General features: G+C 61.6%; 19 protein-coding genes. 14 read left to right on the top strand and 5 right to left on the bottom strand.

The annotated features are described in order from the left end of the window. The first annotated feature begins 104 nt into the window (after positions 1–104). Positions 105–974 carry an aldose 1-epimerase gene (locus AC1Q8Q_RS18025; RefSeq protein ID WP_454865775.1) on the top strand — a complete coding sequence of 290 codons (870 nt, stop codon included), beginning with the start codon at positions 105–107 and terminating at the stop codon, positions 972–974. Positions 975–1,089: 115 nt separating this feature from the next. Here the strand turns inward: AC1Q8Q_RS18025 and AC1Q8Q_RS18020 are convergent, their stop codons facing one another. Beyond that, positions 1,090–1,896 (bottom strand): sulfite exporter TauE/SafE family protein, encoded by an 807-nt coding sequence (locus tag AC1Q8Q_RS18020; protein WP_454866388.1) that lies wholly within the window; start codon positions 1,894–1,896, stop codon positions 1,090–1,092. Positions 1,897–2,058: 162 nt separating this feature from the next. On the opposite strand from AC1Q8Q_RS18020, the gene AC1Q8Q_RS18015 reads away from it, so the two are divergent. Next, positions 2,059–2,922 carry an MBL fold metallo-hydrolase gene (locus AC1Q8Q_RS18015; RefSeq protein WP_020798309.1) on the top strand — a complete coding sequence of 288 codons (864 nt, stop codon included), beginning with the start codon at positions 2,059–2,061 and terminating at the stop codon, positions 2,920–2,922. A 119-nt stretch (positions 2,923–3,041) separates the two neighbouring features. On the opposite strand, the gene bkdR is transcribed toward AC1Q8Q_RS18015, so the two are convergent. Next, entirely contained in the window at positions 3,042–3,530 is a 489-nt protein-coding gene (bkdR, locus tag AC1Q8Q_RS18010; RefSeq protein WP_008059350.1) for a Bkd operon transcriptional regulator BkdR, read from the bottom strand. A gap of 185 nt (positions 3,531–3,715) precedes the next feature. Between bkdR and AC1Q8Q_RS18005 the strand changes: the two genes are divergently transcribed. The 5 genes from AC1Q8Q_RS18005 to AC1Q8Q_RS17985 all read left to right on the top strand — a co-directional run bounded on the left by AC1Q8Q_RS18005 (position 3,716) and on the right by AC1Q8Q_RS17985 (position 9,852). Further along, positions 3,716–4,951, top strand: coding sequence for a 3-methyl-2-oxobutanoate dehydrogenase (2-methylpropanoyl-transferring) subunit alpha (locus AC1Q8Q_RS18005; protein WP_083348943.1), 1,236 nt, complete (start codon positions 3,716–3,718; stop codon positions 4,949–4,951). A gap of 1 nt (position 4,952) precedes the next feature. Then, on the top strand, positions 4,953–6,011 hold the full coding sequence (locus tag AC1Q8Q_RS18000) for an alpha-ketoacid dehydrogenase subunit beta (protein ID WP_020798523.1): 1,059 nt from the start codon (positions 4,953–4,955) through the stop codon (positions 6,009–6,011). Beyond that, positions 6,012–7,283 (top strand): dihydrolipoamide acetyltransferase family protein, encoded by a 1,272-nt coding sequence (locus AC1Q8Q_RS17995; RefSeq protein WP_454865774.1) that lies wholly within the window; start codon positions 6,012–6,014, stop codon positions 7,281–7,283. 18 nt (positions 7,284–7,301) lie between these two features. Further along, on the top strand, positions 7,302–8,684 hold the full coding sequence (gene lpdA / locus AC1Q8Q_RS17990) for a dihydrolipoyl dehydrogenase (RefSeq protein ID WP_492615312.1): 1,383 nt from the start codon (positions 7,302–7,304) through the stop codon (positions 8,682–8,684). Between the two features lie 148 nt (positions 8,685–8,832). Continuing rightward, positions 8,833–9,852: a branched-chain amino acid aminotransferase gene (locus AC1Q8Q_RS17985; protein ID WP_020798526.1), complete on the top strand. Its 1,020-nt coding sequence runs from the start codon at positions 8,833–8,835 to the stop codon at positions 9,850–9,852. A 126-nt stretch (positions 9,853–9,978) separates the two neighbouring features. On the opposite strand, the gene AC1Q8Q_RS17980 is transcribed toward AC1Q8Q_RS17985, so the two are convergent. Next, the gene (locus tag AC1Q8Q_RS17980) at positions 9,979–10,317 is read right to left on the bottom strand and encodes an FKBP-type peptidyl-prolyl cis-trans isomerase (RefSeq protein WP_151142442.1); all 339 of its coding nucleotides are present in this window, start codon (positions 10,315–10,317) and stop codon (positions 9,979–9,981) included. A 144-nt stretch (positions 10,318–10,461) separates the two neighbouring features. On the opposite strand from AC1Q8Q_RS17980, the gene AC1Q8Q_RS17975 reads away from it, so the two are divergent. From AC1Q8Q_RS17975 to AC1Q8Q_RS17960, 4 genes are all read left to right on the top strand, one after another. Next, entirely contained in the window at positions 10,462–11,517 is a 1,056-nt protein-coding gene (locus AC1Q8Q_RS17975; protein ID WP_033045606.1) for a M4 family metallopeptidase, read from the top strand. After that, a complete protein-coding gene (locus AC1Q8Q_RS17970) occupies positions 11,514–11,837 on the top strand; it encodes a protealysin inhibitor emfourin (protein WP_020798529.1) in 324 nt (107 codons plus the stop codon). The genes AC1Q8Q_RS17975 and AC1Q8Q_RS17970 overlap by 4 nt, the downstream gene beginning before the upstream one ends. A gap of 105 nt (positions 11,838–11,942) precedes the next feature. Further along, positions 11,943–13,751, top strand: coding sequence for a monovalent cation:proton antiporter-2 (CPA2) family protein (locus AC1Q8Q_RS17965; RefSeq protein WP_020798530.1), 1,809 nt, complete (start codon positions 11,943–11,945; stop codon positions 13,749–13,751). A 57-nt stretch (positions 13,752–13,808) separates the two neighbouring features. Continuing rightward, positions 13,809–14,900 carry a DNA alkylation repair protein gene (locus tag AC1Q8Q_RS17960; protein WP_492615311.1) on the top strand — a complete coding sequence of 364 codons (1,092 nt, stop codon included), beginning with the start codon at positions 13,809–13,811 and terminating at the stop codon, positions 14,898–14,900. 107 nt (positions 14,901–15,007) lie between these two features. On the opposite strand, the gene AC1Q8Q_RS17955 is transcribed toward AC1Q8Q_RS17960, so the two are convergent. Further along, positions 15,008–15,910 carry a LysR family transcriptional regulator gene (locus tag AC1Q8Q_RS17955; RefSeq protein WP_492615310.1) on the bottom strand — a complete coding sequence of 301 codons (903 nt, stop codon included), beginning with the start codon at positions 15,908–15,910 and terminating at the stop codon, positions 15,008–15,010. A 120-nt stretch (positions 15,911–16,030) separates the two neighbouring features. Between AC1Q8Q_RS17955 and AC1Q8Q_RS17950 the strand changes: the two genes are divergently transcribed. Next, positions 16,031–17,677: a GMC family oxidoreductase gene (locus tag AC1Q8Q_RS17950; RefSeq protein WP_454865772.1), complete on the top strand. Its 1,647-nt coding sequence runs from the start codon at positions 16,031–16,033 to the stop codon at positions 17,675–17,677. Positions 17,678–17,893: 216 nt separating this feature from the next. Then, complete coding sequence (locus AC1Q8Q_RS17945) at positions 17,894–19,516, top strand: MFS transporter (RefSeq protein ID WP_020798534.1); 1,623 nt, start codon at positions 17,894–17,896, stop codon at positions 19,514–19,516. A gap of 100 nt (positions 19,517–19,616) precedes the next feature. On the opposite strand, the gene AC1Q8Q_RS17940 is transcribed toward AC1Q8Q_RS17945, so the two are convergent. Beyond that, positions 19,617–19,985 carry a DUF427 domain-containing protein gene (locus tag AC1Q8Q_RS17940; RefSeq protein ID WP_020798535.1) on the bottom strand — a complete coding sequence of 123 codons (369 nt, stop codon included), beginning with the start codon at positions 19,983–19,985 and terminating at the stop codon, positions 19,617–19,619. A 256-nt stretch (positions 19,986–20,241) separates the two neighbouring features. Here AC1Q8Q_RS17940 and AC1Q8Q_RS17935 point away from each other — a divergent pair, with 256 nt between their 5' ends. Next, positions 20,242–22,185 carry a DNA topoisomerase III gene (locus AC1Q8Q_RS17935; protein WP_492615309.1) on the top strand — a complete coding sequence of 648 codons (1,944 nt, stop codon included), beginning with the start codon at positions 20,242–20,244 and terminating at the stop codon, positions 22,183–22,185. Positions 22,186–22,329: the final 144 nt, after the last annotated feature.

Below are 22,329 nucleotides of genomic sequence, written 5' to 3'. Positions count from 1 at the left end.
TCTGTAGGAGCCGGCTTGCTGGCGATGGCGTTCTCAAGGGCGCCATCGCCAGCAAGCCGGCTCCTCCAAAGGCAATCCGTGCATTCCCTTTACCGCTGGTGAACATGAAACCCACATTGCTCGAACTCGAAGACGAATTCACCCGCCTCACCCTCGCCCCCGAACTTGGCGGCAGCATCGTCAACTGGTCCGTGCACCACACCGGCCAGCCGTTGTTGCGGCACGCCGATGAGCACGCATTGAACACGGGCCTTCCCGGCAAACTGGGCTGCTTCCCTTTGGTGCCGTGGTCCAACCGCATTGCCGAAGGGGGCTTCGATTGCCCGGATGGTTGGCTGGCCCTGGCGCCCAATAGCCTCACCGATCCTCTGCCGATTCATGGCAGCGCCTGGCAGCAGCCTTGGAAGGTAGTCTCCAAAACGCCTAACGACGTGGTGCTGCAACTCGATAGCACCGAGCCCTTTGCCTATTGCGCCCGCCAACATTTCCATCTCGATAAAGGCAAGCTGTGTATCGAGTTGAGCGTTACCCATCTGGCAGAGCACGCGGCCTGGCATGGCCTGGGCCTGCACCCGTACCTGCCCCGAAGCGCTGGCACGCGACTACAGGCAAAGGCCGGGCAAGTGTGGCTGTGCGACGCCGCCAGACTGCCAACCGGGCTGGGTGCATTACCCGCCGAATGGGATTTCCGGCAGCCCAAGGCCCTGCCCCAGACACTGGTCGACAACGGTTTCTGCAACTGGGATGGCCACTGCCTGATCCAGCAACCCGACCTTGGTTACGAGTTGGAATGCCAGGCTACCGGCAGCGATTACTACCTGCTCTATTGTCCGCCAGGACTGGGTTTTTTCTGCATCGAACCGGTCAGCCACCCGGTCAACGCGCACCACTTGCCCAGTCGGCCCGGGTTGCGTTTGCTGGAGCAGGGCCAATCGGCAGAATTGACCTTCACACTGCATTACCGCCCCCTGTAGGAGCGAGCATGCTCGCGAAAAACCTGAGAGCACAGCGGGGGAATCAGGTACCCCGAGTCATCGTTGACCTCCATCGTCGGAACGCCGCCCGGAGCATGCTCGCTCCTACAAGAATTCAGAGACCTGCCCGCAATAGCATGTAGGCAGAGACTGCCAGGCAGATGCTCGCAAATCCCACCTGCAGCGCCCGCGCCGGCACTCGCGCGCAAAGCTTTCGGCCGATGATCATGCCCACGATGCTGGCGGCGATAAAGGCCATGCCAGACCCGTCGATGCGCACCCCGGCATGCAATGCGCCGATCACGCCGATGGCCGAGATCAGGCTGATGACCATCAGGGACGTGGCAATGATGCCGCGCATCTGCACGTCGGTCAGCTGCTTGAAGGCCGGCACGATCAGAAACCCGCCGCCCACACCCAGCAAGCCAGAGACTACACCGGTCACCGCACCGAGGGCCGCGAGGGTCGCGGTGCATTTGGCGGTCCAGGAAAAGCGCCCGGTCTGCTGATCGAGCATGCAGTTCTTCTGGCCCCAGTTGGCGTGACCATGATCGCTGGGCCCCTGGTCCTTGCGTTCGCGACGCAACATCCGCGCAGCCACCATGACCATCAGCAGGCTGAACAGGATCATCAGGACCTTTTCCGGCAGTTGATGGGCGAAGTAGATGCCCAGCGGGGAAAACATCGCGCCCAGCAAGGCAATCAACAGCGCCGCGCGATAGCGTACCAGGCCATGGCGCAAGCCATCGATGGCACCGACCGCCGCTGCGCTGCCCACGGCGAACAGCGCGACGGGCGCCGCCGTGGTCATGCTCCAGCCGAGTCCCAACACCAGCGCCGGCACTGCAAGAATACCGCCCCCGGCCCCGGTCAAACCGAGCACCAACCCCATGACCACACCAAAAAAACTCGCCAGCAACATAGAACGCTCGTAATCCATGACAAAGGCCGGGAACGCCCGGTATCGATAGAGTGACAGGATAGAGCCCGCAGCGTTTTTTTCATCAACTGAATGTGTCGTGGGCTGGTCAGCGCAGGGAAAATGAATCTAACCTCATGACTTGCCCCTGAAGAAAAAACCCACATGCCCGCCCTCATTGAAGCTTTTTATGACGACGCCTCGTCAACCTACAGTTACGTCATCTACGAAACCGATGGCGGACAATGCGCGATCGTCGATCCGGTACTCGACTACAACCCGGCTGCCGGACGGACCGGCACCCTGCAGGCCGACCGGATCATCGCCTTCGTGCGCGAGCACCGCTTGCAGGTGCAATGGCTGCTGGAAACCCACGCCCACGCCGATCACCTGTCCGCCGCGCCTTACCTGCGCCGGGAACTGGGCGGCAAAATCGCCATCGGCCAGTCGATCTGCAAGGTGCAGGGCGTGTTCAAGACCCTGTTCAACCTTGAGCCGGAGTTTTGCATTGACGGCTCGCAGTTCGATCACCTGTTCGCCCCGAACGAGTCATTTCGCATCGGCAACCTCAAGGCCACCGCCCTGCATGTACCTGGCCATACCCCGGCAGACATGGCTTACCTGGTCGACGGCGACGCGATCCTGGTTGGGGACACCCTGTTCATGCCCGACGTCGGAACCGCCCGCTGCGACTTTCCCGGCGGTGACGCCCATCAGATGTTCGCCTCGATCCACAAGCTGCTGGCCTTCCCTGCCAGCGTGCGCCTCTTCGTCTGCCACGACTACCCGCCCGAGGGCCGTGAACCGCACTGCATGAGCACCGTTGGCGAACAACGCAAGAGCAACATCCACGTGCGCGACGGCATCGACGAAACCGCGTTCGTCGACATGCGCACCCGACGCGATGCCGGGTTGGGCATGCCGACGCTGCTGCTGCCAGCGATTCAGGTCAATGTGCGGGCGGGGAATCTGCCGCCGGCGGAGGACAATGGCGTGGTCTACCTGAAAATCCCCCTGAACAAGTTCTGACCCCCCCCTCGATCGTTCCCACGCTCCGCGTGGGAATGCCGCCAGGGACGCTCCGCGTTCCGCTCCGGATGTGACGCAGAGCGTCACGGGATGCATTCCCACGCGGAGCGTGGGAACGATCAGGTACCCAAGGTCAACCCATTGGCCGGCAACGGCAACGCCGTCTTGTAGCGCACCTGCTTGAGCGCAAAGCTCGAACGGATATTGGCAACGCCGGGGACTTTGGTGAGGAAATCCATCATGAAGCGCTCCAGCGACTGAATGGTCGGCACCAGCACCCGAATCAGGTAATCCGGATCGCCGGCCATCAGGTAGCACTCCATCACTTCGGGCCGATCGGAGATCGCCTCTTCGAAATGCTGCAACGCCTCCTCCACCTGCTTTTCCAGGCTGACGTGGATGAACACATTGACGTGCAGCCCCAGCAGATCGGCATCCAGCAGGGTCACCTGCTCACGAATCAAGCCCAACTCCTCCATCGCCTTGACCCGGTTGAAGCATGGCGTCGGTGACAGGTTGACCGAGCGTGCCAGGTCGGCGTTGGTGATGCGTGCGTTCTCCTGGAGACTGTTGAGAATGCCGATATCGGTACGGTCCAGTTTGCGCATGAGACAAAAACACCTGTTTTTTATGTTTATGCAGATTTTTTATCTGGAAATGATCTTGAGCGCAACGAAACACAGAGAAATATTCTTCTTGGCCGGGCCTATGATTGTTGTAGGACAAGATTTCTTCCACCGAATGAAATCTGTCAGCTCACTACAAGAAATTCACAAGATCGAGCGTAGAAGCCATGAACCAAGCGTACGAACCGCTGCGCCTGCACGTCCCCGAACCCTCGGGTCGCCCCGGCTGCAAAACCGACTTCTCCTACCTGCACCTGACCGACGCCGGCACAGTGCGCAAACCCCCTATCGACGTTGAACCGGCTGACACGGCAGACCTGGCCCGTGGCCTGATTCGTGTGCTCGACGACCAGGGCAATGCCTTGGGCCCGTGGGCCGAAGGCGTACCGGTGGACATCCTGCGCAAAGGCATGCGTGCCATGCTCAAGACGCGGATCTACGACAACCGCATGGTGGTCGCCCAACGCCAGAAAAAAATGTCGTTCTACATGCAGAGCCTCGGCGAAGAAGCCATCGGCAGCGCCCAGGCCCTGGCCTTGAACATCGACGACATGTGCTTCCCGACCTACCGCCAGCAAAGCATCCTGATGGCCCGCGACGTACCGCTGGTGGACCTGATTTGCCAACTGCTGTCGAACGAGCGCGATCCGCTCAAGGGACGTCAGTTGCCGATCATGTACTCGGTCAAAGATGCCGGTTTCTTTACCATCTCTGGCAACCTCGCCACCCAATTCGTCCAGGCCGTAGGCTGGGCCATGGCCTCGGCGATCAAGGGCGACACCAAAATCGCCTCGGCCTGGATCGGCGACGGTGCCACCGCCGAGTCGGACTTCCACACCGCTCTCACTTTCGCTCACGTGTATCGCGCGCCGGTGATCCTCAACGTGGTCAACAACCAGTGGGCCATCTCCACCTTCCAGGCGATTGCCGGTGGTGAAGCCACCACCTTCGCCGGGCGTGGCGTCGGTTGCGGCATCGCCTCGCTGCGGGTCGACGGCAACGATTTCTACGCGGTCTACGCCGCCTCTGCCTGGGCCGCCGAACGCGCGCGCCGCAACCTCGGCCCGACCATGATCGAATGGGTCACCTACCGCGCCGGCCCGCATTCCACCTCGGACGATCCATCCAAGTACCGTCCTGCCGACGACTGGAGCCACTTCCCGTTGGGCGATCCGATCGCGCGCCTCAAGCAGCACCTGATCAAGGTTGGCCACTGGTCCGAAGAAGAACACACCGCCGTCAGCGCCGAACTGGAAGCCGAGGTGATCGCCGCGCAGAAAGAAGCCGAACAGTACGGCACCCTTGCCGGCGGCCAGATTCCAAGCGCCGCGACCATGTTCGAAGATGTCTATAAAGAGATGCCGGAGCATTTGAAGCGCCAGCGTCAAGAGCTGGGGATCTGACATGAACGATCACAACAACAATATCCAGCTGGATACCGCCATGACCACGACCACCATGACCATGATCCAGGCCCTGCGCTCGGCCATGGATGTGATGCTTGAGCGCGACGACAACGTCGTGGTGTTCGGCCAGGACGTCGGTTACTTCGGCGGCGTGTTCCGCTGCACCGAAGGCCTGCAGGCCAAGTACGGCACCTCCCGGGTGTTCGACGCGCCGATCTCCGAAAGCGGCATCGTCGGCACTGCAGTAGGCATGGGCGCCTACGGCCTGCGCCCGGTGGTGGAGATCCAGTTCGCCGACTACGTCTACCCGGCCTACGACCAGATCATTTCCGAAGCCGCGCGCCTGCGTTATCGCTCGGCTGGCGAATTCACCGCGCCGTTGACCTTGCGCATGCCTTGCGGTGGCGGTATCTACGGCGGCCAGACCCACAGCCAGAGTATCGAGGCGCTGTTCACCCAGGTGTGCGGCCTGCGCACCGTCATGCCGTCCAACCCCTACGACGCCAAGGGCCTGCTGATCGCCTCCATCGAAAATGATGACCCGGTGATCTTCCTCGAGCCCAAGCGCCTGTACAACGGTCCGTTCGACGGCCACCACGACCGTCCGGTAACCCCTTGGTCGAAACACCCCGCCGCCCAGGTTCCAGACGGCTATTACACCGTGCCGCTCGATGTCGCCGCCATTGCCCGTCCGGGCAAGGACGTCACGGTACTGACCTACGGCACCACCGTGTACGTGTCGCAAGTGGCCGCCGAGGAAAGCGGCGTGGATGCCGAGGTCATCGACCTGCGCAGCCTCTGGCCGCTGGACCTGGAAACCATCGTCAAGTCCGTGAAGAAAACCGGGCGCTGCGTGATCGTCCACGAAGCGACTCGTACTTGCGGTTTCGGTGCCGAACTGACGGCGCTGGTGCAAGAGCACTGCTTCCACCACCTGGAAGCGCCGATCGAACGCGTCACCGGTTGGGACACCCCCTACCCGCACGCGCAAGAGTGGGCGTATTTCCCAGGGCCGTCCCGTGTGGGCGCTGCGTTGAAACGGGTCATGGAGGTCTGAATGGGCACGCACGTTATCAAGATGCCGGACATTGGCGAAGGCATTGCAGAAGTTGAGTTGTCACAGTGGCACGTCAAGGTCGGCGACATGGTCGTCGAAGATCAGGTGCTGGCCGATGTCATGACCGACAAGGCAATGGTGGATATTCCGTCGCCGGTGCATGGCAAGGTGATTGCCCTTGGCGGTCAGCCAGGTGAAGTGATGGCGGTCGGCAGCGTGCTGATCAGCATCGAAGTCGAAGGCGCGGGCAACGTCAGGGAGTCTGCGCAACCGGCACCGGTAAAAGAAGCAACGGTCGCTGCGCCGAAAGTCGAAACCGCAGTGGAGACCAAACCGGTCGCTGCCGCTGCACCGAAAGCCGCCGCCTGCCAGGGGCCAATGGTCGCCCGCGAAGCCGATGAGCGTCCCCTGGCCTCCCCGGCGGTGCGCAAGCATGCGCTGGACCTCGGTATCCAGTTGCGCCTGGTTCGTGGCACTGGCCCGGCGGGTCGTGTGTTGCACGAAGACCTCGAGGCCTATCTGGCCCAGGGTCAGTCGAATGCCTCAACCGTCAGCAGCGCTTACGCCCAGCGCAACGACGAAGAACAGATCCCGGTGATCGGCATGCGGCGCAAGATCGCCCAGCGTATGCAGGACGCCACGCAACGCGCGGCCCATTTCAGCTATGTCGAGGAAATCGACGTCACTGCCGTGGAAGAACTGCGTGCGCACCTCAACGAAAAACACGGTGCCAGCCGCGGCAAGTTGACCTTGCTGCCGTTCCTGGTTCGCGCCCTGGTCGTCGCCCTGCGTGATTTCCCGCAGATCAACGCGCGCTACGATGACGAAACCCAGGTCATCACCCGCTTGGGCGCGGTGCATGTCGGTATCGCCACCCAAGCCGATATTGGCTTGATGGTGCCCGTGGTTCGCCATGCCGAGGCTCGCAGCCTGTGGGACAGTGCCGCTGAAATCGCCCGATTGGCCACGGCCGCCCGTAACGGCAAGGCCAGCCGCGACGAACTGTCCGGCTCGTCCATCACCCTGACCAGCCTCGGCGCGCTGGGCGGCATCGTCAGCACCCCGGTGCTGAACCTGCCGGAAGTGGCGATCGTCGGCGTGAACAAAATCGTCGAGAGGCCCATGGTGATCAAAGGCCAGATCGTGATCCGCAAGATGATGAACCTCTCCAGCTCCTTCGATCACCGGGTGGTCGACGGCATGGACGCGGCACAATTCATCCAGGCCGTCCGTGGCCTGCTCGAACAACCCGCCACCCTGTTTGTGGACTGATTTTTGCTGGAGAGCACCATGCAAACTTTGCACACTACGCTGCTGATCATCGGCGGCGGCCCTGGCGGCTATGTGACCGCGATCCGTGCTGGCCAACTGGGCATTCCGACCATCCTGGTGGAAGGCCAATCCCTGGGCGGCACTTGCTTGAACATCGGCTGCATTCCGTCCAAGGCACTGATTCACGTGGCTGAACAGTTCCACCAGACGCAACAGCACAACCAGCACTCGGCCCTGGGCATCAACGTCTCGGCGCCAACCCTGGATATCGGCAAAAGCGTGGAATGGAAGGACGGCATCGTCGACCGCCTGACCACCGGTGTCGCGGCCCTGCTGAAAAAGAACAAGGTCCAGGTCGTTCAAGGCTGGGCCAAGGTCGTCGACGGCAAAACCGTCGACGTCGGCGACACGCGCATCCAGTGCGAGCACCTGGTGCTGGCCACTGGCTCCAAAAGCGTGAACTTGCCGATGCTGCCGATTGGCGGGCCGATCATCTCCTCCACCGAAGCGCTGGCACCGACATCCGTGCCCAAACGCCTGGTCGTGGTGGGTGGCGGCTACATCGGCCTGGAACTGGGGATTGCCTATCGCAAGGTCGGTGCCGACGTCAGCGTGGTCGAGGCCCAGGAACGCATCCTGCCGGCCTACGACGGCGAACTGACCCAGCCCGTGCACGACGAATTGAAGAAACTTGGCGTGAAACTTTACTTGAAGCATAGCGTGCAAGGCTTTGATTCATCAGCAAATACCTTACAAGTACGCGACCCGGATGGCGGCATCCTGAACCTGGAGACCGATCAGGTACTGGTGGCCGTGGGTCGCAAGCCAAACACCGAGGGCTGGAACCTAGAAACGCTGGACCTTGCGATGAACGGCGCGTCGATCAAGATCGATCACCGTTGCCAGACCAGCATGCGCAACGTCTACGCCATCGGCGACCTCAGTGGCGAGCCGATGCTCGCCCACCGGGCCATGGCCCAGGGCGAGATGGTGGCCGAACTGATCAGCGGCAAGCACCGCGAGTTCAACCCCGCCGCCATCGCCGCCGTCTGCTTTACCGACCCGGAACTGGTGGTGGTCGGCAAGACCCCGGACGAGGCCAAGGCGGCAGGTCTTGACTGCATCGTGTCGAACTTCCCGTTCGCCGCCAATGGCCGGGCAATGACGCTGGAGTCCAAGAGCGGCTTCGTGCGCGTGGTCGCTCGTCGGGACAATCATCTGATCGTTGGCTGGCAGGCGGTGGGCGTCGGCGTCTCCGAATTGTCCACGGCATTCGCGCAAAGCCTGGAAATGGGTGCGCGGCTGGAAGACATCGGCGGCACTATTCATGCGCATCCAACGCTGGGCGAGGCGGTGCAGGAAGCGGCGTTGCGGGCGCTTGGCCACGCACTGCATCTGTGACCCCCACGCATGATCGTTCCCACGTTCTGCGTGGGAACGATCAAATCCGGGCTGCGAAATGGGTCCGGAATGAAGTATTGTTGTCCCCATCCAGAAAACGTCAGAAACATTGAACCGTTTCGGCGGTTGTTAAGTGATAGAGGGTGTCATGGGTAACGAAAGCATCAATTGGGACAAGCTGGGTTTTGACTACATCAAGACCGACAAGCGCTATCTGTCGCACTGGCGTAATGGCGAGTGGGACGCAGGCACCCTGACCGAAGACAATGTGCTGCACATCAGCGAAGGCTCCACGGCCCTTCACTATGGCCAGCAATGCTTCGAGGGCCTGAAGGCCTACCGCTGCAAGGACGGTTCGATCAACCTGTTCCGCCCGGACCAGAACGCCGCGCGCATGCAACGCAGCTGCGCGCGCCTGCTGATGCCACAGGTGTCCACCGAGCAGTTCATCGAAGCATGCAAGGATGTGGTGCGGGCCAACGAGCGTTTCATCCCGCCTTACGGCACTGGCGGCGCGCTGTACCTGCGTCCGTTCGTGATCGGCGTGGGTGACAACATCGGCGTGCGTACCGCACCCGAGTTCATCTTCTCGATTTTCTGCATCCCGGTCGGCGCCTACTTCAAGGGCGGCCTGACCCCGCACAACTTCCTGATCTCCAGCTACGACCGCGCGGCCCCGCAAGGCACTGGCGCAGCCAAGGTCGGTGGCAACTACGCCGCCAGCCTGATGCCAGGCTCCCAGGCCAAGAAGGCGCACTTCGCCGACGCCATCTACCTGGACCCGATGACCCACACCAAAATCGAAGAAGTCGGTTCGGCCAACTTCTTCGGGATCACCCACGACAACAAGTTCGTGACCCCGAACTCGCCGTCGGTGTTGCCGGGCATCACCCGCCTGTCGCTGATTGAGCTGGCCAAAACGCGCCTGGGCCTGGAAGTGATCGAAGGTGACGTGTTCATCGACAAGCTGTCGGACTTCAAGGAAGCCGGCGCTTGCGGTACCGCCGCCGTGATCACGCCAATCGGCGGCATCAGCTACAACGACCACCTGCACGTGTTCCATAGCGAAACCGAAGTCGGCCCGATCACCCAGAAGCTCTACAAAGAGCTGACCGGCGTGCAAACTGGCGACGTCGAAGCGCCAGCGGGCTGGATCGTCAAGGTTTGACCTGACGTCCACTGCAATAAAAAAGCGCCGCCCCCGAATTCGAGGGCGGCGTTTTTTTTGGCTCTTTCCCCTACAGGGATACAAACGGTCTCAACGGATCGGCGTTCGTGTTTCCATGTTCCGCACTCAATCGTCCCGCGTCAGCACTTCCAGCAATTCAATCTCGAATATCAGGTTCGAATTCGGCGGGATCTTGCCCATCGTACGCTCGCCATAGGCCAGGTGCGCCGGGACCAGCAATTTGCGCTTGCCACCGACCTGCATGCCCATCAGGCCCTGGTCCCAACCCTTGATCACTCGACCGGTGCCGATCACGCACTGGAACGGCTTGCCTCGACTGTAGGAAGAGTCGAATTCGCTACCGTCCTCCAGCCAGCCGCGGTATTGGGTGGTGATCAGTGCGCCTTTGACGACGGCCTTGCCGTCACCCGGTTCAAGATCAATGATTTGCAGTTCGTCGTTCATGTTCTTAACTCATCTACAGTGCCCTGGACTTGCGGGCGCGGACGCAGGTTTTCGCAGAAACTGCTGCCAATGGCAACCGGCGGAACCGAATACCCCTGCGCCGCTCACATAAGTATCGACTTCGCGCTCAGAAAGGATGCTCTGATGACTGACCTGCGCAGTTTCATTCCGCCCTACATTCTGCACCGTATCGTCGCGCATGGATCTGAACACCAGCGTTCCAGCGCAATGAGCACACTGGCCCATGTGCGTACCCTTCGGCATACGCCTGGCCCACCGGTGCGTCCAGCTGCCGCCGCGATCCTGCCGGCAACCTCCAAACGTGGCCAGGTACAGCGCAGCGTGCATGATGCCCAGGGCAAGATGCTCCTGCCCGGCATGCCGGTGCGCCTCGAAGGCCAGGCGCCGAGCGGTGATCCGGCGGTCGATGAGGCCTACGACGCGCTGGGGGCCAGCTACGATTTCTTTTGGAAAGTGTTGGGCCGCGACTCCATCGACGATAAGGGTTTCGCCCTGATCGGCAGCGTGCATTATGGCCAGGACTATGAGAACGCCTTCTGGAACGGATCGCAGATGGTCTTCGGTGACGGCGATGGGGAAATCTTCCAGCGCTTCACCCGCTCGCTGGACGTGGTCGGGCACGAGCTGACCCACGGCGTGGTCGAGAGCGAAGCGGGCCTGGTGTATGCCGACCAGTCCGGGGCGATGAATGAATCGCTGTCGGATGTGTTTGGCGTGCTGACCAAGCAATACCTGCTGGGGCACACCGCCGACCAGGCGGACTGGCTGATCGGCGCGGATTTACTGACCCCGCGGATCAAGGGCGTCGGTTTGCGCTCGATGGCCCACCCGGGCACCGCCTATGACGACCCACTGCTGGGCAAGGACCCGCAACCGGACCACATGCGCAAATTCGTGATCACCCAGGAGGACAATGGCGGCGTGCACATCAATTCCGGCATTCCCAATCGGGCGTTTTACCTGGCCGCCAAGGCCTTGGGTGGATTCGCCTGGGAAACAGCCGGGCTCATCTGGTACGACGCACTGTGTGACAAGCGCTTGAGTCATGAGACGTCATTCAGTGCCTTTGCAAAACTCACCGTGGAGCATGCGCGTCGGCGCTTCAGCGCCAATGAAGCGCGGGTGGTGCAGCGCGGCTGGTCACAAGTAGGCGTCGAGACGACGCAGGAGGCACCATGAAAACCCTGCCGACACTGGACGACCGGGCCGTTGTGCGCCTGTCTCGCCAAGGTGGCTTTGCCGCAATCCAGGCCCTGACGCGCCCCCGGGAAATCGAATTCGCGCAATGCGATCTCGAGCAGCGTTCGCGCATCCGTGGCCTGCTCGAAGGGTGCCTGCCGCTGGCCAGCTCGGCCTCGGGCGGGGGAGATCAGCGCTTTTACCAGATCGAGCTGCGCTACCACGCAGGCGAACAGGACGACCAGATGGTGTTGAAAGTGCCGGAAAACCAGGCCCCCGCTGAGCTTGTACGGCTCTGGGACCTGGGGGAATTGCTGTAGTGCGACGGCGATGTCCGCTCGACAACTGTTTTGCGCGATAGCCTTGAACCCAGGCCAGCCTTTATCCTTGTCGACCCGCCGTACCGAGTTGATGGAGTTTTTCTAATGCCCCATGAAGGCAGTCTGTTGCAAGCCGCAGTCGTATTTCTGCTCGCCGCCGTACTCACCGTTCCCCTGGCCAAGCGCCTGCAATTGGGCGCGGTGCTGGGTTATCTGTTTGCCGGCGTGATCATCGGCCCCTCGGGGCTGGGCCTGATCGGCAATACGGAAAGTGTCGCGCACATCTCTGAACTCGGCGTGGTGTTGCTGCTGTTCATCATCGGTCTGGAGTTGTCGCCACGGCGCTTATGGGTGATGCGCAAGGCGGTGTTCGGCGTCGGTCTGGCGCAAGTACTGCTGACAGGTGCGCTGCTGGGCGTATTGGCGCTGTATGTCTTCGGGCAACCGCTGAACACCTCGATCGTGCTGGGCCTGGGCCTGGCCCTGTCGTCCACCGCCTTCGGCCTGCAAAGCCTGGCTGAGCGCAAGGAACTGACCAGCCCCCACGGCCGCTTGGCGTTCGCGATCCTGCTGTTCCAGGACATCGCCGCAATCCCGCTGATCGCCATGGTGCCGCTGCTGGCAGGCAGTAGCGCAAACGTCAGCGCGGTCGACGATGTCAACCAGGGCCTTCGCGTGCTCGTCAGTATTGCCATTGTGGTGATCGGCGGACGGTACTTGCTGCGTCCGGTGTTTCGCGTGGTCGCCAAGACCGGCTTGCCGGAAGTGTCCACCGCGACCGCGTTGCTGGTGGTGATGGGCACAGCCTGGCTGATGGACCTGGCCGGTATTTCCATGGCCCTCGGTGCATTTCTTGCCGGCCTGCTGCTGGCAGACTCCGAATACCGGCACGAGCTGGAAGCACAGATCGAACCCTTCAAGGGCCTGCTGTTGGGGCTGTTCTTCATGAGTGTCGGCATGGGCGCCAACCTCGGCCTGCTGCTGCGCGAGCCTATCGTGGTGCTGGGGCTGACCCTGCTGCTGATCGCCGTCAAACTGCCGTTGCTGTTTGTCGTCGGCCGACTGGCCGGCGGTTTGAACAAGATCAGCGCCATTCGCCTGGGCATCGTGCTGGCGGCTGGTGGTGAATTTGCCTTTGTGGTGTTCAAGATCGGCCGTGATCATGGTCTGTTCGATCCACGCCTGTACGACTTGCTGGTGCTGGCGATCACCCTGTCGATGGCGTTGACGCCCCTGTTGATGTTGTTGTGCGCCCGACTGGTTAGCCCGAAGGTGCAACCGGTGGTGGTTCCGGAGCAATTTCGCGCAATCGACGCCGATGAGCCCCGTGTGGTGATCGCCGGCATGGGCCGTATGGGGCAGATCGTCGCGCGTATCCTGCGGGCTCAGAACATCAAGTTCGTGGCCCTCGACACCTCGGTGGAAACCATCGAACTGTCGCGCAGCTTCGGCGGCGTACCGGTGTATTACGGCGACCCGATGCGTCCGGAAATCCTCAGCGCGGCCAAGGTTGCGGATGCCGAGTTCTTCGTCATCGCCACCGACGACCCGGACACCAACATCAAGACCGCCGAACTGGTGCACAAGCTCTATCCGCACATCAAGATCATTGCCCGCGCCCGCAACCGCCAGCATGTGCATCGCCTGGTGGACCTGGGCGCCCACGCCGTGCGCGAAACCTTTTACTCCAGTCTGGAAATGAGCCGGCAGACATTGATCGGCCTGGGACTGACGCCCGAACAGGCCGATGCACGGATCAAGCGTTTCAAGCATCACGACGAACAGGTGCTCGAAGCCCAGCACGCGATCTACGACGACGCGGTGAAGGTCAAGCAGACGGCGCAGGAAGCGCGGGCGGAACTGGCACGGTTATTCGAATCGGACCAGCTGGAAGAGCAGGCGAAGAACGGTTGAGATGAATGTGCCGGCCTCCTGGCCGGCACCCCGCCCCTATCACACACGGACTCCAACATGGCTGACGACACCGCTCTCAAGGAAATCTTCAACGCCGAGCGCCTGCGGCACATCGCCGCCGAGATGACGGCGGTGTATCCCGACTTCGACGCCAAGGGTTTCCTGAAACTGGCCAACCATGGCCTGGCCGAATTGTCGGTGATGCAGCGCCTGGCCCGCGTCAGCGAATGCTTGCACGCGGTATTGCCGCTGGGTTATGAAGCATCGCTGGAAGTACTGCGCGCCCTCGCCCCTCGCCTCAACAGCGGTTTTGTCAGCATGTGCCTGCCGCATTACGTGGCGACCTATGGCGCGGAGCGGTTCGAACTGTCGATGGAGGCGCTCAAGTACTTCACCGCATTCGGTTCCTCGGAGTTCGCCATCCGCCATTTCCTGCGCGACGATTTGCAACGCTCGCTGCAATTGATGCATGACTGGTCGCTGGACGCCAACGAACATGTCCGGCGCCTCGCCAGCGAAGGTTGCCGGCCGCGCCTGCCCTGGTCGTTTCGCCTGGAGCCGGTCCAGGCCGACCCGCGACTGGCCGCCGGGATCCTCGACAACCTCAAGGCCGACCCCAGCCTTTACGTGCGCAAGTCCGTGGCCAATCACCTCAATGACATCACCAAGGACCAGCCCGAGTGGGTACTGGACCTGATCGAGGGCTGGTCGCTGGACAACCCGCACACCGCATGGATCGCCAGGCATGCCCTGCGCAGCCTGATCAAACAGGGCAACCTGCGCGCCCTGGCTATCATTGGCGCGGGCGGCAAACCTGAAGTCCAGATCATCGATGTGCAGGTCAATCCGCCAGTGATCGGGCTCGGCGAAAAAATCACCCTGTCCTTTGCGGTCAAGTCCACGGTACACAACAGCCAGCGCCTGGTGATCGATTACGCCATCGACTACGTCAAGGCCAACGGCAGCACCTCGGCCAAGGTCTTCAAGCTCAAGGCCTTGACGCTACCAGGCAACGCCACACAACCGATCACCCGCGGCCAACACATCAAGGAACTGACCACCCGCCGGCATTACGCGGGCAAGCATGCGGTACATGTGTTGGTGAATGGCGAGCGGCTGGCCAGTACGGCCTTCGAAATCCTCGCCTGAAACACGGTCTCCCTCTGTAGGAGCTGCCGCAGGCTGCGATCTTTTGATCTTGAAAAATCAAAAGATCGCAGCCTGCGGCAGCTCCTACAGTGGTATCCGAGGCACCGTTAAATCACGGGAGGGTTGGGGCCCAGCAACAAATCCTGCTCACGCTCACACAACTCCACCACGTAATCCCACATCACCCGCAACCGCACCGACTTGTGCAACTCGCGACGGGTACTGATCCAGTAACTACGCAGGATGCTCTCCTGGGGGAGCAACGGCAAAAGGCCAGGATCGGCACTGGCCATGTAGCACGGCAGCACGGCGATCCCAAGACCTGCGCGCGCGGCCTGTTGCTGGGCGATGACGCTGGTGCTGTGGAACACCACCTGCGGGTTGCGGCAGAAGCTGTTGAGGAACATCAATTCCTGGCTGAACAGCAAATCGTCGACGTAGCCGATCCAGGCATGGCGCCCCAGGTCTTCACGATTGCGCAGCGCCGGGGAGCGGTCGAGGTAGTCCTGGCTGGCGTAGAGCGCCAGGCGATAGTCCGCCAGTTTGCGCGTGACCAGCATGTCGGCGGCCGGGCGCTCCAGGTGGATGCTGATTTCCGCCTCGCGGTTGAGGATGCTGACAAAGCGCGGCACCGCCACCAGTTCCACTTCCAGTCCGGGGTAGCGCTCGAACAGTCCGTTCATGCGGCTGGCAAGGAACATGATGCCCAGCCCTTCCGTCACCCCCACCCGGATCTTGCCCAGCGGCGCCGTGGATTGGGTGATTTCTTCCTGCGCCAGCAGCGCGACGTTCTCCATCGCCTCGGCGTGCTTGAGCAATGCTTCGCCCGCCGGGGTCAGCTCATACCCCTGGGCATGCTGCACGAACAGTGCGGTGCCCAGGCTCTTTTCAACGGCCTCGATGTGCCGCGCCACGGTGGCATGGGTGGTGTTCAAACGGCGCGCAGCAGTGAGCAAACGCCCGCTTCGCTGTAGCTCGAGAAAGAACCGCAGGTCATTCCAGTCGAACATCGTCCATCCCTTGGTCAGCGTTGTTTAAAAACGAACAGTAGCTGGGTAAAAACTAACATTCTTTTAACGAAAGCTAACAACTAGGATGGTCCCCAACAAGAACAACAAGCGAGGTCAGGGATGCACGCTTCCCTTGATGAATACGACTACATCGTGGTTGGGGCCGGGCCGGCCGGCTGTTTACTGGCCAATCGCCTGTCGACCAACCCGCAACACCGCGTGCTGCTGCTCGAAGCCGGCGGTCGCGACAATTACGCCTGGATCCACATCCCGGTGGGCTACCTGTTCTGCATCGGCAATCCGCGAACCGACTGGTGCTTCAAGACCGAGGCGCAACCGGGCTTGCAAGGTCGTACCCTGAGTTACCCACGCGGCAAGGTACTGGGCGGATGTTCGTCGATCAACGGCATGATCTACATGCGCGGCCAGGCCGGCGACTATGATGGCTGGGCGGCTGACGGCAACCCTGGCTGGCGTTGGCAAGACGTGCTGCCGTTGTTCAAGAAGAGCGAAAACCATTTTGCCGGCGAATCAACGTTTCACGGCGCCAGCGGCGACTGGCGGGTTGAACGCCAGCGCCTGTCCTGGCCGATTCTCGATGCTTTTCGCAGCGCCGCCGAACAAAGCGGCATCGCCAGCATCGACGACTTCAACCAGGGCGATAACGAAGGTTGCGGCTATTTCCAGGTCAACCAGAAGGCGGGCATCCGCTGGAATGCAGCCAAGGCCTTTCTCAAACCGATCCGCCAGCGCCCCAACCTGACGGTGCTGACCGGTGTCGAGGTCGACCGCGTAATGCTGGAAAACGCTCGTGCTTCGGCGGTCAGCGCCCGCTGGCAGGGCCAGGCCAAGACTTTCAAGGCGCGCAAGGAAATCGTCCTGTGCGCCGGTTCCGTCGGTTCACCGAGCATCCTGCAGCGTTCCGGCATCGGCCCTCGCCCACTGCTGCAGCGCCTGGGCATCGGTGTAGTCCATGAACTGTCCGGCGTTGGCGGCAACTTGCAGGACCACCTGCAACTGCGGCTGATCTACAAGCTGGAGAATGCCCGAACGCTCAATCAAATCGCCGGCAGCCTGTGGGGCAAGATGGGCATGGGCCTGCGTTATCTGTATGACCGCAGCGGTCCGTTGTCGATGGCGCCGAGTCAGTTGGGGGCCTTTGCGCGTTCAGGGCCCGAGCAAACCTCGGCCAACCTCGAGTACCACGTGCAGCCGCTGTCGCTGGAGCGCTTTGGTGAGCCGTTGCACGCCTTCCCGGCCTTTACCGCATCGGTTTGCGATCTGCGTCCGCAAAGCCGGGGCACGGTGCAGATCCGCTCTGCCGATCCACAACAAGCGCCGCTGATCCAGCCCAATTACCTGAGCCACCCGGAAGACTTGCGGGTCGCCGCCGATGCCATCCGCCTGACCCGGCGCATCGTTGCCGCGCCGGCCCTGAGGGCGTTCAAACCGGTCGAGTACCTGCCCGGCGACAGCCTGCAGAGCGAAGAACAGCTGCATGAAGCCGCCGCGCGGATCGGCACGACGATTTTCCATCCGGTCGGCACCTGCCGCATGGGCAACGACGCGGACGCGGTGGTCGATGCAGAACTGCGCGTGCACGGCATCCCCGGCCTGCGCATCGCCGATGCCTCGATCATGCCGCGCATCACCTCGGGCAACACCTGCTCGCCTACGCTGATGATCGCGGAGAAGGCTGCACAACTGATCCTCAACCCCGACACAAGGAGCCTCACCCCGGAAAAGGAACTGGCCACACACCCGTGAACCCTGCACGGACACTGTAGGAGCGAGCATGCTCGCGATGGCCGTCAACGATGACGCTGGAAACCTGACACCCCGCGGTGCTCTCAGGTGCATCGCGAGCATGCTCGCTCCTACGGGTAACGGGTACACCCCGATTTATGGATAAACGCGGCGCCCGCCCACAAGGAAAGCGCCGACAGTGGAACAACAAAAACAATCACTGTGAGGGATACCGATATGTCAGAACACGTTCAGCCCCTGGAAGCCGTGCGTAGCGCGGGCACCAGCCAGGAAACCCAGAAAGTCATCTTCGCCTCGTCGCTCGGGACGGTTTTCGAGTGGTATGACTTTTTCCTCTACGGCGCCCTCGCGGCGGTGATCAGCAAACAGTTCTTCGCCGGGGTCAACGACACCACCGCGTTCATCTTTGCCTTGATGGCGTTCGCCGCCGGCTTCATTGTCAGGCCATTCGGCGCCCTGGTGTTCGGCCGGTTGGGCGACATGATCGGGCGCAAATACACCTTCCTCGCCACCATCGTGCTGATGGGCCTGGCAACCTTCTGCGTCGGCCTGCTGCCCAATTACGCGAGCATCGGCATCGCCGCGCCGATCATCCTCGTGGTGCTGCGCATGCTCCAGGGCCTGGCACTGGGTGGTGAATATGGCGGCGCCGCGACCTACGTGGCAGAGCACGCGCCGATGGGCAAACGTGGCTTCCACACCAGCTGGATCCAGTCCACCGCCACCCTGGGCCTGTTGCTGTCGCTGCTGGTGGTACTGGGTTGCCGCTATTTCACGGGCGATCAGTTCGAAGTTTGGGGCTGGCGCATTCCGTTTCTGTTTTCGATCATCCTGCTGGGCATCTCGACCTGGATTCGCCTGAGCCTGCACGAGTCGCCTGCGTTCGTGAAAATGAAAGAGGAAGGCAAACTCTGCAAGTCGCCGATCCGCGATTCCTTCGGCAAGTGGGAAAACCTCAAGGTGGTATTGATCGCCCTGTTCAGCATCAACGCCGGGCAAGCGGTGACCTTCTATGCTGCGCAGTTCTATGTGCTGTTCTTCCTCACCCAGTTCCTGAAAATGGACCCCGCAGTGGCCAACGGTTTGCTGATCGTCAGTGTGACCATCGGTGCACCCTTCTTCATTTTCTTTGGCTGGCTATCGGACAAGGTCGGGCGCAAACCGGTACTCATGCTGGGCCTGCTGCTCGCCACCGTGTTGTACTTCCCGATCTTCAAGACCCTGGCCCACTACGCCAACCCGGCCATCGACCAGGCCAGCCGCCAGGCGCCGATTACCGTGCTCGCGGACCCGGCCACCTGCACCTTCCAGTTCGACCCGGTAGGCAAGGCGAAATTCGACAGCCCATGCGACAAGGTCAAGACCTTCCTGGTCAAGCAAGGCCTGCCGTACCAGAGCGCAGCAGCCCCGGCCGGCAGCGATGTGCAGGTCAGCGTCGGTGACATGAAGATCGACGGTTTCGACGAAGCCGCCCTGCGTGGCGCGGTGACCCTGGCGGGTTACCCACAACAGGCCGACATGCAGCAGATCAACAAACCAATGATCGTGGCCCTGATCGTCGCGCTGATCATCATCTCCGCCATGTGCTACGGCCCGCTGGCGGCGCTGATGGTCGAACTGTTCCCCACCCGTATCCGCTACACCTCGATGTCCCTGCCCTACCACATCGGTAATGGCTGGTTCGGCGGTTTCCTGCCGACCGTGTCATTTGCCCTGGTGGTGTACACCGGCGACATCTTCTATGGGCTGTGGTATCCGGTGCTGATCACCGGGGTGAGCCTGGTGGTGGGGATGTTGTGCCTGCGAGAGACACGTAACGTCGATCTGGATAAGAACTGATTGAAAATCAAAAGATCGCAGCCTTCGGCAACTCCTACCCTGGAATGCGTTCCCCTGTAGGAGCTGCCGCAGGCTGCGATCTTTTAATGGCAATGGCGACTCACTCGTCGAGTTCAACGAGCTCAAATTTCACCTGATCTGGATAAAACGCCATGTATTCGCGTATCTGTGCAACCGAGACTTTCGGATTCTCGTAACTCCACACCGCATTAGCCCCTTCATGTCCCGGCACCTGCAAACTGAAATAGCTGGCATCGCCCTTGTACGGGCAATAGCTGGTGTGGTCGGTGCGGGCGAAATATTTCTCGTCGATGTCTTCTCGCGGGACATAGTACACCGGAGGGTAATTGGCTTCCAATAGCACCAACGCACGTGAAGATGCAGCCACCTGGATACCGTGGAACTTCACCAACAGGCAGCCTGGCTGCTCGGCGATGGTGATGACAGGGCTGGGACCGGAGCTTTTCATGGAAAACAATCCTCATGACAGAAGTTGACCTGCAGGAGCGTGGCTTGCCCGCGATGGGCCGCGCAGCGACCCCAAAACCTGAGACTACGACGTATCAGGTATAACTCAGATTCCCCGATAACGATGGCCTCACAGCTAAACGGCCTGCGCAATCAAACGCAACGTAAAAACTGTACATCCATACAGATAAAGATTGCTCTCGCGCTCCTCTCACGCCATCCTGTGCACTTGCTCACATTGATCGACGATGGTGGTTATGCGGCTTTACCTCTGTGAAAAACCTTCCCAGGCCAAAGACATTGCGGCCGTCCTCGGCGCGCGGCGACGTGGCGACGGCTGCTGGCTGGGAACGGACGTCACAGTGACCTGGTGCATCGGCCACCTTTTGGAAACCGCGCCCCCGGATGCCTATGACGCGCGCTACAAGCGCTGGGTACTGGCAGACCTGCCGATCATTCCCGACCAATGGAAGATGACCGTAAAGCCGCGCACGGCCAGCCAATACAAGGTGGTCAAGCGCCTGCTCGGCGAAGCACGCGAACTGGTCATTGCCACCGACGCCGACCGCGAGGGCGAAATGATCGCCAGGGAACTGGTGGAGCATTGCCGCTATCGCGGCCCGATCCAGCGATTGTGGCTGTCGGCGCTGGACGATGCCTCGATCCGCAAGGCCCTCGCCGCCCTCAAGCCCGGTGCGCAGACCTTCAGTCTTTACCATTCGGCGCTGGGACGCTCCCGGGCCGACTGGCTGATCGGCATGAATATGAGTCGGCTATTCACCTTGTTGGGACGCCAGTCCGGGTACCAGGGTGTCCTGCCGGTCGGCCGGGTGCAGACGCCTACCTTGCGCCTGGTCGTGGATCGCGACCGCAGCATCGCTGCCTTCGTGCCCGTGCCCTACTGGGCTGTCGAGGTGCAGTTGTTGCACGACGGCACCGCCTTCACGGCACAATGGCGGGCCGCCTCCGAGGTGTGCGACGACCAGGATCGCTGCCTGAATCAGGCGCTGGCGCAACGAGCGGCAGCGGCCATGCTTGCCGCCGCAAGCGCCAGGGTCATCAAGCTGCGCACCGAACGGATGCGCGAAGTGGCGCCGCTGCCATTCGACCTCGGCACCTTGCAGGAAGTCTGCTCGAAAAAGCTCGGGCTCGGTGCCCAGGAAACCCTCGACATCGCCCAGGCGCTCTACGAAACCCACAAGGTCATCACCTACCCGCGTAGCGACTGCGGCTACTTGCCACTCAGCCAGCACAGCGAAGCACCGGGCATCCTGGCGGCGCTACGCCAGGCCGACCCGGCACTGAATGCCTTGCACGATTATTTGGAACCCCAGCGTCGTTCACGGGCCTGGAACGATGCCAAGGTCAGCGCGCACCACGGCATCATTCCCACCGCCGCGGCAAAAAACCTCGAACGCCTGGCAGGCAAGCAACGCGCGGTCTACACCTTGATCCGCGCCCGTTACCTGGCGCAGTTCCTGCCCAACCACGAGTTCGACCGCACCCAGGCCGACTTCGATTGCGCTGGCGAGGCCTTGCGTGCAGTCGGCAAGCAAATCGTCGAACCTGGCTGGAAACGCGCCTTGCCCGAAGCCCTTGCACCCGCCAAGGGCCGCGAAGCACCCGCGCCGCAAACCCTGCCCAACCTCAGGGAAGGCATTGATTGCGCGGTGGCTGACGTGCAACTCAAGGACCTCTGGACACAATCGCCCAAACCCTTCACCGAAGGCGACCTGATCAAGGCCATGAAGAACGTCGCCAAACTGGTGGAAGATCCATTGCTCAAGCAAAAACTCAAGGACACCACCGGCATCGGCACCGAAGCGACTCGAGCCTCGATCATCCAGGGGCTGCTCGACCGTGGTTACCTGATCAAGAACGGCAAGGCGCTTGCCGCGACCCCGGCCGCTTTCAGCCTGATCGATGCGGTACCGCGGGCCATTGCCGACCCGGGCACCACCGCCATCTGGGAACAGGCCCTGGACATGGTGCAGAGCGGGGAAATGAGCCTGGACGAGTTCGTCACCAAACAGGCTGCCTGGATGAGCAAGCAAGTCAGTCGCTGCGCCGGCCTGAGCCTCACCATCAGCGGCCCCGCCAGCCCTGCCGGGCGCGGTGCAACGCCTTGGAAAAACAAACGCAAGCCGGCCAAGCGCAAGCCTGCAGGCACCAGCAAACGTGGGACAAAAACGGCCCTGTAGGAACCGTCTCGCGGGCGATGGTGGTTCGTCATGCGCGGTTTTCATATCTGCGCCGCTTTTGCATTTCTGTGCGACAGATCCCACTTCAGGGGCTCCCCACCTCTCCCTCGCAGTGTTAGCTTGCGGATGTTTCTGATCTAACGA

This window comes from Pseudomonas sp. GW823-FHT06B06 (genome assembly GCF_058795195.1).
The sequence above is the reverse complement of the archived record's forward strand: the minus strand, read 5'-3'. Positions and strand labels throughout refer to the sequence as shown.